Here is a 9030-nt window from a genome sequence, read left to right on the forward strand (position 1 = left end):
TCGGGGGCACCCTTGATTTTCCTCGCGCCCCGCTCACGCCCCGCTCAGGGCGGCCGCCGGGGCGGGTGCCGGGCGGGTGTGCAGCCGGTGCAGGTAGGCGTGCGCGGTCGGGAGGGTCTCCAGCAGGATCGCCTGCTGGCGCTTGATCCGCGCGAAGTGGGCGTCGGCGGTGCGGCGGGCGTCCGGGCGGTGCGGCAGGGCGGCCGGCGGGCGGCCCCCGAGCGGGTCGAGCGCCGTCAGCAGGGCCCGCAGCGGCACCTCGCCCGGCTCGGGTGCCAGGCCCGCGCGATGGCCCTCCAGGCACTCCGCCAGAGCATCGGACAGCGGCAGGGTGCGCTGCGCCCGCCAGAAGGGCGTGTCGGCGCGCGGGGCGGCTCGGTACAGGAGCTGCGCCCGGTCGCAGGCCGCCGCGGTGTCCGCGGCGGCGTCCCGGTTGAAGCGCGCCGCCGGGGCCCCGCGGTCCCTCCGGGACGGGAAGTCCCTGATCAGGCGGTCGAGTTGGCGCAGTACGTCGGTGAACTCCTCGTCGGCCAGCGGGTCCGCGCACCGGGCCGCCGCGCCGAGCGCCACGCAGTTCCTCACCCAGGGGCGGCGGGCGGCCCCGGTCCGGTGGGCGAGGACCCGCACCTCGGCCTCGCCGGGGCGCCGTCCGCACAGCGCGAGCAGGGTGCGCACCGCCTCCTCCTCGCCCGTCCAGGTGCTCGCGCAGACGAGCCCGGCGCCGAAGCGGTCGGGCAGCGGCCGCCGCCAGCACCAGCCGTACGGCAGGGCGGTGGCCGTGCCGTACGGCTCCACTCCGTCCACGGCGGCGTCGTACGGCACGGTGACGGTGACCGTCCGGTCGGTGAGCAGGCGGCCTCCCGGACCGGTGAACGGCTCGCCCAGCAGCCCCGCCAGGAGCAGGCTGTCGGGGCCCGTGCAGTCCAGGAAGAGGTCCCCGGCGAGCCGGGTGCCGTCGGCGGTGCGCAGCGCGGTGATCATGCCGTCGCCGTCCCGGTCGCAGGAACGCGGTTCGCCCCGTACCGCCCGCACCCCGAAGCGCTGGACGGCCGTTCTGCGCAGGAATTGGGTGAGCATTCCGGCATCGGCGTGCCAGCCATAGGGGACGGCGGCCCTTCCGTCCAGCCAGCGCGGTGATTTACGGGCGTCCAGCAGGGGCGGTTCACGAAAACAGGCGTAGTCGTAGGGCTCGACGGTTTCCCCCCGGCAGCGGCGCAGCCGCCAGAATTCGGAGAGCGGGAACTCCTCGCATTCCGGAAGGGCCGCGAAAGGGCGGAGAAAGTGGTCGGGGCCGTGACCCGCGGTGGTCCGGGGAGCCGTCCGCGCGGGGCCCGGGGTGCGCCAGTTGACGTGTCGCACCCCGAGGCTGAAGGACGCCGAGCAGGCCCGCATCCAGGTCTCCTCGCGGATGCCGAGCCGGTCGAAGAGGTCCCGCTGTGTCCGCGGCGCCAGGGCCACCACCTGGCCGTTCTCCACGGCGGCCGGGCGGGGCGGACTCTCCAGCACCGTGAGGCCGGCCGTCCGCCCGAACGCGGCGGCCAGCCGGGCGGCGGCGGTCCAGCCGGCGAGGGTGCCCCCGACGATCACGACTTCTTCGATACGGCTGTCCATGGGGACATCGTCGGCACGGCCCTGTATTCGGGCGGTACCGCCTCTTGCGGCGATCTGTATCGGTGCGTACGGACGAGCCGGAGAACGCGTACAGAAGTGCGGCCGAACCTGTTGGTGCGGGGCCTGAAGAGGACCCGGAGCGAACAGGAGGAGCACATGTTCGACGAGAAGATTCCCCCGTCCCGGGTCCAGCACCCCCTGGCCATTCTGACCGAAATCGAGAATGCCGCCGCGGTGGACCAGGAACTGCTGCTGCGGGACGCGGGGACGCCGTGGGCGGGGCTCCTGGCCGCCTATGTGGACACGCTCAACGAACTGGCCCTGGGCGGGGCCGAGGACACCGACTACATCGCCAGGTTCGGGCTGGACGAGGGGCACGCGGGCGGCTGCGGCTGAGGAGGGCGCGGCTGCGGGCGGTTCGGGCGGTGCGATCCGCGGGCGGGCGGTTCGGGTGGCACGGCCCGCGGGTGGCAGGCGCGGGCCGCGCGGCCTGCGCGTGGCGCGCACGGGACGTGCGGAGGTCTGGGCATGCGGAAGGCCCGGTGGCCGGCCGGCCGGAAGGGACGGGCCGGGCGGCCACCGGGCCGGGTGGAGGGCCGTCAGCGGGCGGAGTCGAGCAGCGGCGCCGCGGTGCCGGGGAGGCTGTCGTACCACTGCTTCGCGTACAGCCGTACGAGCGGCATGAGCCGGTAGCGGGACCCTCCGCCCCTGGGGGCGCCGGGCGTGACCTGAGCGTCCTGCGCGTCGTCCGTGCCGAACGCGCCCTGCCGCGGCTCCTCGGCCGGGCGCCACGCCTCCAGGAGCCGGGCGTCGGCGAGCTGGTCCAGGAGGTCCTCGGCGTCGTCCGGGCTCCGGTCGAGCAGGGCGGCCGCGTCCAGCGCGGTCGGACGGGGCAGCCCGGCCGCCGCCAGCGCGCCGAGCGCCGTCGCGGCGGGCGGGGGCAGCGCGTGCAGCGCGCGGTGGAGACCGGTGGAGACGTCCAGGCGGCCCATGCGCAGTTCCTCGAGGCGGCGCTCCTCGGAAGCGAGCCGGTCGGCGAGCCGGGCGACGGACCAATGCGGGCGGGCGGCGAGCCGGGCCCCGGCGACGCGCAGCGCGAGTGGCAGCCGGTCGCAGAGCTCGGCGACGCGCAGGGCCGCCCGGGGTTCGGCGGCGAGCCGTTCGGCGCCCGCCACCGACGCGAGCAGGGTTGCCGCCTCGGCCGGGGTCATCGGTCCCAGGCGCACCAGCCGGACGGCGTCGAGCGAGGCGAGGGCGGGGTGTACGCCGGTGACGACGGTGCGGGCGGCGCCGCCGGGCAGCAGCGGGCGTATCTGGGCGTCGTCGGCGGCGTGGTCGAGGACGACGAGGACCCGGCGGCCGGCGGCGAGCGTGCGGAACAGCCGGGCCCGCTCGTCGACTCCGGCGGGCAGACGGTCCTCGTCGGCGCCGAGGGCGCGCAGGAACCGGCCGAGCACCTCCTCGGTGCCGCGGCGGCCGCCGTCGGGGGTGCGCAGGTCGGCGTACAGCCGGCCCTCGGGGAAGTCCTCCCGGCACGCCTCGGCGACGCGCAGGGCGAGCGCGGACGTGCCGGTGCCGGGGGCGCCGGTGACGACGACGTCGTGCCGGGCCCGCAGCGCGGCGAGCACCTCACCGACCGCCGCCGAACGTCCGGTGAAGTCCCGTGGGGCGGGCGGTACTTGGGCAGGTGCGGACCCCTCGCACGGGGCGCCCCGCACGACGCGCACCGGCACGGCCGGACCGTCGGCCTCGGCGGCGGTCGTCGCGGACGCCGGGGCCGTCGCGCACGCCGGGGTGAGGGGAGCCGGGGGCCGCGGGGACGGGAGGGTGCCGGTGAGGATGTGGCGGTGGAGGGCGCGCAGTTCGGGGGTGGGGTCGATGCCCAGGTCGTCGGCGAGGAGGCGGCGGCCGTCGTCGTACACGGCGAGCGCGTCGGCCTGGCGTCCGCTGCGGTACAGGGCGGTCATCAGCTGGCCGCGCAGCCGTTCGCGCAGCGGGTGGCGGTCGACGTGCCCGGTGAGGGCGGGGACGAGGTCGGTGTGGCGGCCGAGGGCGAGTGCCGCCTCGGTGTGGAGTTCGAGCGCGGCGAGCCGGGACTCCTCCAGGTGCGGCCCCGCGTCCGCGGCGAGCTGCTCGGTGGCGTCGTCGAGGGCCGGCCCGTGCCAGAGCGCGAGGGCTTCGGCGAGCCTGCGCTCGGCGTCCGCGTGGCGTGCCGCGCGCAGATCGGCACGGCCCGCGGTCACGAGGCCGCGGAAGACGTCCCAGTCGAGGACGGCGGCGCCGAGGTCCATCCGGTAGCCGGTGCCGTGCCGGGTCAGGCCGTGCCCGGGGCCGAGCCGGGTGCGCAGCCGTGACACGTAGGTGTACAGCCGGCCGGTGCCGCCGGCGGGCGGGTCCCAGCCCCACAGCAGGGTGGTCAGCCGTGCGTCCGAGACCACCTGGCCGTGGGCGAGCAGCAGGGCCGCGAGCGTGGCGCGCTGCTTCGCGCCGTCCAGGGCCACAGGGTGCCCGTCGCGCTCGGCCGCGACCGGACCGAGAATCCTGAACTCCATGCGGGCCTCCGCCGGTGCGCGGGCCCGCTGCGGTCCCGGGCCGTGTGCCGCGAAAGCTAGTGACCTGCGGTTTTTCGGCGCTCTCGGTTCGATTTCGGGGCCGCGAAAGAGATTTGAAAGCGCCGGAACAGGACGGGTCCGTAGCGTTCCGCACAGTTCAGCGGTTCGGCGGTACCCGGATACGGCAGTGCACCGGTTCGGAAGTACGGCGTTCCGGCAAGACGGTGGAACAGCGTTGCACCGTTCAGGAGTTCAGGAGGCCGGCATGAAGCGTGTTCATCTCTCCGCCAGGGCGACCGGGGCGGCCACGGAGCGGGCGGCCGTGACGGCCATGACGGCGGCGGCCGTGACGACGGCGGCCTCCCAGGCGGGCCGGCTGGCGGCCGGGGCCCTGCTGCTCCTCGCGGCGGTGGGCACGGCCGGTGCGCACCAGGCCCTCGGTCCGTTCGCCCGCCCCGCCGGGGCCCAGGTCGCCTCCGACGACCCGTGGACGTCCGTGCGGGCCGCCGCGCGCGCCGACGACCCCTGGACGTCCGCGCCCGCCGGGCCGCTGCGGGACGACCCGTGGACGTGAGCAGGGGCGGGACGTGAGAGGCCCCTCCGTCAGGGGCGGGCCAGTGCGAACAGCCGTGCCGAGTGGCCTGGTTCGTCCTGCCCGAGCATCCGCAGCAGCCGTTCCACCCGCTCCCGCCACAGCCGTACGCCGACCTCGGCGAAGAGGCCGTCCGCCCGGGTGAGGCTCGCGGCTGCGCCCGCCCGGTCGGATCGGACCGAGCGCACGCAGCCGAGCACGACCGCCGCCCGTGCCTGGAGATACCGGTCGGGGACCTGTTCGGCGGCCTGGAGCGCGCCGCGCAGCACCGTCTCGGCCTCCTCCAGCTTCCCCTGGCGCCACAGCGCCTCCCCCAGGGAGCGCAGCACATGGGCCTCGCCCCGGCGGTCACCGCTGTCGAGCACCAGCTCCAGCGCGCGCCGGCAGGCCGCCTCCGCCCGCTCGCCGTCGCCCTGGTGGATCAGCGCGTCGGCGAGCCGTACCGTGCTCTGCGCCTCGCCGCGGACCGTGCCGAGGCCCCGGCTCTTCGCCACGGCCTGCGAGGACAGCCGCAGGCTCGCCTGCGCGTCCCCGCGCTCCAGTTCGATCTGGGCGAGCATGCCCAGCGCGTGGGCCTCGGCGTAGTGGTCGCCGACCTCGCGGAAGACGTCCAGCGCCTCCCGGACGAGCCGCCCGGCCCGGTCCAGGTCGCCCTGGTTGCGGGCGCACAGCGCCAGGTTGCGCAGCACCAGGGCGCGGCCCTGGGGGCGGTCCAGCTCCTCGAACAGGCGCAGGGCCGGCACCAGCCGGGCGTGGGCGCTGTCGAACTCCCAGCGGATGATCTCCAGGGTGCCCAGCGACTGCAGCACCGCCGCCTCGCCGAGCCGGTCGCCGGTGCGGCGGGCCGCCTCCAGCGCGGCCCCGGCGCAGTCGCCCCAGTCCTCCAGGTAGTTGCGGTTCTGGAAGAGGGTGACCGCGGTGACCGCCAGGTCCCAGGCGTGGGCGGACTCGTCCTCGCGGGCGAGCTGGTCGACGAGGGCGGTCAGCGGCAGCCGCTCGGTCTCGAACCACCCCATGGGGTCCTCCAGCAGGCTGTCCACGAGATGCGCGGGCAGCTCCCGCAGCGGCGCCGGGCCGTGTACGACGGTGTAGTCGCCGCCGTACATCCTGCGGTGGGCCTCGCGGGCGAGGGCGAGCCAGGCGCCGCCGGCCCGGCGCACCGCGGCGCGCCGTTCCTCCTCGGTGTCCTCGGCGAGCGCGCACTCGCGGGCGAACAGCCGCAGCAGGTCCTGGAAGCGGTAGCGGACGTGGCCGGCGCCGACGCTGACCGGTTCGAGCAGCTGGGCGTCGACGAGCTGCTCGATGAGGTCCTCGGCGTCGACGGGGTCGAGGTCGAGCAGCGCGGCGCCCGCCCAGGCGGAGAACTCGGGGACGCTGAGCACGCCGAGCAGCCGGAACATCCGTGCGGTGTCGGCGGGCAGTCCGCGGTAGCTGAGCCGCAGACCGGCGCGCACGCCGCGGGAGTCGATGCTGAGTTCGTCGAGCCTGCGGTGCTGGTCCTCCAGGCGGGACACCAGGGTCCGTACCGACCAGTGCGGTTTGGCGGCGAGCCGGGCGGCGGCGATCCTGAGGGCCAGCGGCAGCCGGTCGCACAGCTCGCTCAGCCGGGCCGCGCCGACCGGGTCGGCGCCGAACCGTTCGTCCCCGGCCACCCGGGAGAGCAGTGTGAGCGACTCGTCCTGTTCGAGGGAGCCGAGCTGGAGCGGGACGTAGGCGTAGTCACCGGCGAGGGCGCCGCCCATGCTGTCCCGGCTGGTGACGAGGACGCAGCAGCCGGAGGTGGCGGGCAGCAGCGGGCGTATCTGCTGGAAGGAGCGGGCGTTGTCGAGGACGATCAGCACCCGGCGGCCGTCCAGGACGCTGCGGAACAGGGCGGTGCGCTCGACCTGGTCGGCGGGGATCTGCGGGCCGGGCACGCCGAGGGCGCGCAGGAAGCGGTCCAGGACGGCGCCGGGCCGGCGCGGGGCCTCCTCCTCGTCGTAGCCGCGCAGGTCGGCGAAGAGCCGGCCGTCGGGGAAACGGGCGACGACCTGGTGGGCCCAGTGGACGGCCAGCGCGGTCTTGCCGACGCCGCCGGTGCCGGTGACGCAGCCGACGGGCAGGGCGGTGCCGTCGAGGTGGTCCAGCAGCCGGTCCAGGGCGGCGAGTTCGTCGCGGCGCCCGGTGAACGAGGCGGGGGCGGGCGGGAGATGGGCGGGTACGGGGGTGGGCGGGGCCGGCGTGACCTGTTCGGTGGGCGGCATCAGCCGCGGGGAGTCGGCGAGGATCTCCTCGTGCAGCTCCTGGAGGGCGGGGCCGGGGTCGATGCCGAGTTCCCGGGCGAGCAGGCGCTGCCCGTCCCGGTAGGTCTCCAGGGCCTCGGCGCGGCGGCCGCAGCGGTACTGGGCGAGCATCAGCTGCCCGATGGCCTGTTCGCGCAGCGGGTTCTCGCGGACGAATCCGGTGAGTTCGGCGACGAGTTCGCCGTGCAGTCCGAGTTCCAGGCGGATCGCGGTGAGCTGTTCGTAGACGTCGAGGCGGAGTTCGGTCAGGCGCTGGGCCTCGGCCTCCACGCGCTCGGCGGTGATGCCCTCCAGGGCGGGTCCGCGCCACATGGCGAGGGCCTCGCCCAGGTGCGCGCGGGCCTCCTCGAGGTCGCCGCGGCGGGCCGCGACCCGGCCCTCGGCGGCTCGCTCCTCGAACTCGACGGCGTCGATGCGGTGTTCGCCGGGGAAGAGCATGTAGCCCGGGTGGCTGGTGACGAGGACGCCGTCGACGCCGAACGCGGTCTTGAGGGTCTTGCGCAGGCCGGAGACGCAGATGGCGATCTGGTTGCGGGCGGTGGCGGGCGGGTCGCCGTGCCAGACGGCGTCGGCGAGGGCGTCGACCGATACCACGCGGCCGGGGGCGAGCAGCAGCATCGACATGAGGGTGCGCTGACGGCCGCCCTGGAGGGCGACGGGCCGTCCCTCGGCACTGATGTCCAGCGGCCCCAGGATCCGGAACACCACCTGAAGCACCGCTGCCTCCCGACTCCGGCCGCAGCCGTACCCGTACCGAACGGCCCGAATTGGCCGCTTTCCGACTGATTAGCAAGACACGCGACCGGGCGGCAACGCGTACGGCAGCAAGCTGCCAGCCGGTACGCCCCCCGGACGCGCGCGCTCAGGCGCGGGCCCGCCACGACGCGGGCGGGGGTGTGCCGGGGCGGCGCCAGCGGGCGGGGGCCGGTTCCGGTTCCGGGGCGGGGCCGGCGCCGTCGGGGGCGGCCGTCATGAGCGCGGTGACGAGCGCGGCGACGACGGCCACCTCCTCGGGGGTGGGGCTGCCGCCGATGACCCGGAACAGGGCCGGGGCGAGCGGCCCTCGGAGCGCGGGCGGCGCGGGGGTGCCGGACATGCGGGTCTCCTCACATCGGGGGGTTGCCGTGCTTGCGCGCGGGCAGGTCGGCGTGCTTGGCGCGGAGCATCGAGAGCGCCGCGATCAGCGCCGGCCGGGTGTCGGCGGGGTCGATGACGTCGTCCACCAGGCCGCGCTCGGCCGCGTAGTACGGGTGCATCAGCTCGGCCTTGTACTCCTTGACCAGTTGCTGCCGCATCGCCTCCGGGTCGTCGGCGGCCTGGATGCGGCGCCGGAAGACCACGCCCGCGGCTCCCTCGGCGCCCATGACGGCGATCTCGTTGGCGGGCCAGGCCAGGGAGAGGTCGGCGCCGATGGAACGGGAGTCCATGACGATGTAGGCGCCACCGTAGGCCTTGCGCAGGATCACCTGGATCCGCGGCACGGTGGCGTTGCAGTAGGCGTACAGGAGCTTGGCGCCGTGCCGGATGATGCCGCCGTGCTCCTGGTCGACGCCGGGCAGGAAGCCGGGCACGTCGACGAGGGTGACCAGGGGGACGGAGAAGGCGTCGCAGAGCTGCACGAAGCGGGCGGCCTTCTCGGCGGAGTGGATGTCGAGCACTCCGGCCAGGGAGCGGGGCTGGCTCGCGACGATGCCGACGACCTGGCCGCCGAGCCGGGCGAACGTGGTGATGACACTGGTGGCCCAGCGTTCGTGGACCTCCATGTGCCCGCCGTCGTCGACGAGTTCGGCGATGACCTCGCCCATGTCGTAGGGGCGGCTGCCGTCGAGGGGCACGAGGTCGCGCAGCCGCTCGCAGCGCCGTTCGGCGGGGTCGCAGGAGGCTACGGCGGGGGGTGCCTCGCGGTTGTTCTGCGGGAGGAGGGAGAGGAGGTAGCGCACCTCGGCGATGCACGTCTCCTCGTCGTCGTAGGCGAAGTGGCACACCCCGCTCG

General features: G+C 75.7%; 7 protein-coding genes. 2 read left to right on the forward strand and 5 right to left on the reverse strand.

The genetic code is table 11. The features are described 5' to 3' along the window. Window positions 1-33: 33 nt before the first annotated feature. Window positions 34-1611 (reverse strand): tryptophan 7-halogenase, encoded by a 1578-nt coding sequence (locus ACIPM1_RS18125; protein ID WP_402435451.1) that lies wholly within the window; start codon window positions 1609-1611, stop codon window positions 34-36. 156 nt (window positions 1612-1767) lie between these two features. Here ACIPM1_RS18125 and ACIPM1_RS18130 point away from each other — a divergent pair, with 156 nt between their 5' ends. Next, window positions 1768-2007, forward strand: coding sequence for a DUF6269 family protein (locus ACIPM1_RS18130; RefSeq protein ID WP_402435454.1), 240 nt, complete (start codon window positions 1768-1770; stop codon window positions 2005-2007). 203 nt (window positions 2008-2210) lie between these two features. Here the strand turns inward: ACIPM1_RS18130 and ACIPM1_RS18135 are convergent, their stop codons facing one another. Further along, on the reverse strand, window positions 2211-4163 hold the full coding sequence (locus ACIPM1_RS18135; protein WP_402435457.1) for a BTAD domain-containing putative transcriptional regulator: 1953 nt from the start codon (window positions 4161-4163) through the stop codon (window positions 2211-2213). A gap of 265 nt (window positions 4164-4428) precedes the next feature. Here ACIPM1_RS18135 and ACIPM1_RS18140 point away from each other — a divergent pair, with 265 nt between their 5' ends. Continuing rightward, window positions 4429-4737, forward strand: coding sequence for a hypothetical protein (locus ACIPM1_RS18140; RefSeq protein WP_402435460.1), 309 nt, complete (start codon window positions 4429-4431; stop codon window positions 4735-4737). Between the two features lie 29 nt (window positions 4738-4766). Here the strand turns inward: ACIPM1_RS18140 and ACIPM1_RS18145 are convergent, their stop codons facing one another. The 3 genes from ACIPM1_RS18145 to ACIPM1_RS18155 form a co-directional block, all read right to left on the reverse strand. Further along, window positions 4767-7754: a BTAD domain-containing putative transcriptional regulator gene (locus tag ACIPM1_RS18145; protein ID WP_402435463.1), complete on the reverse strand. Its 2988-nt coding sequence runs from the start codon at window positions 7752-7754 to the stop codon at window positions 4767-4769. A gap of 145 nt (window positions 7755-7899) precedes the next feature. Next, window positions 7900-8133 carry an acyl-CoA carboxylase epsilon subunit gene (locus tag ACIPM1_RS18150; protein WP_402435466.1) on the reverse strand — a complete coding sequence of 78 codons (234 nt, stop codon included), beginning with the start codon at window positions 8131-8133 and terminating at the stop codon, window positions 7900-7902. Between the two features lie 10 nt (window positions 8134-8143). After that, window positions 8144-9030: acyl-CoA carboxylase subunit beta (locus ACIPM1_RS18155; RefSeq protein WP_402435469.1), on the reverse strand; the 887-nt coding region annotated here is incomplete at its 5' end.

Source organism: Streptomyces sp. NPDC086766 (assembly GCF_044746005.1).
Lineage (GTDB): Bacteria > Actinomycetota > Actinomycetes > Streptomycetales > Streptomycetaceae > Streptomyces.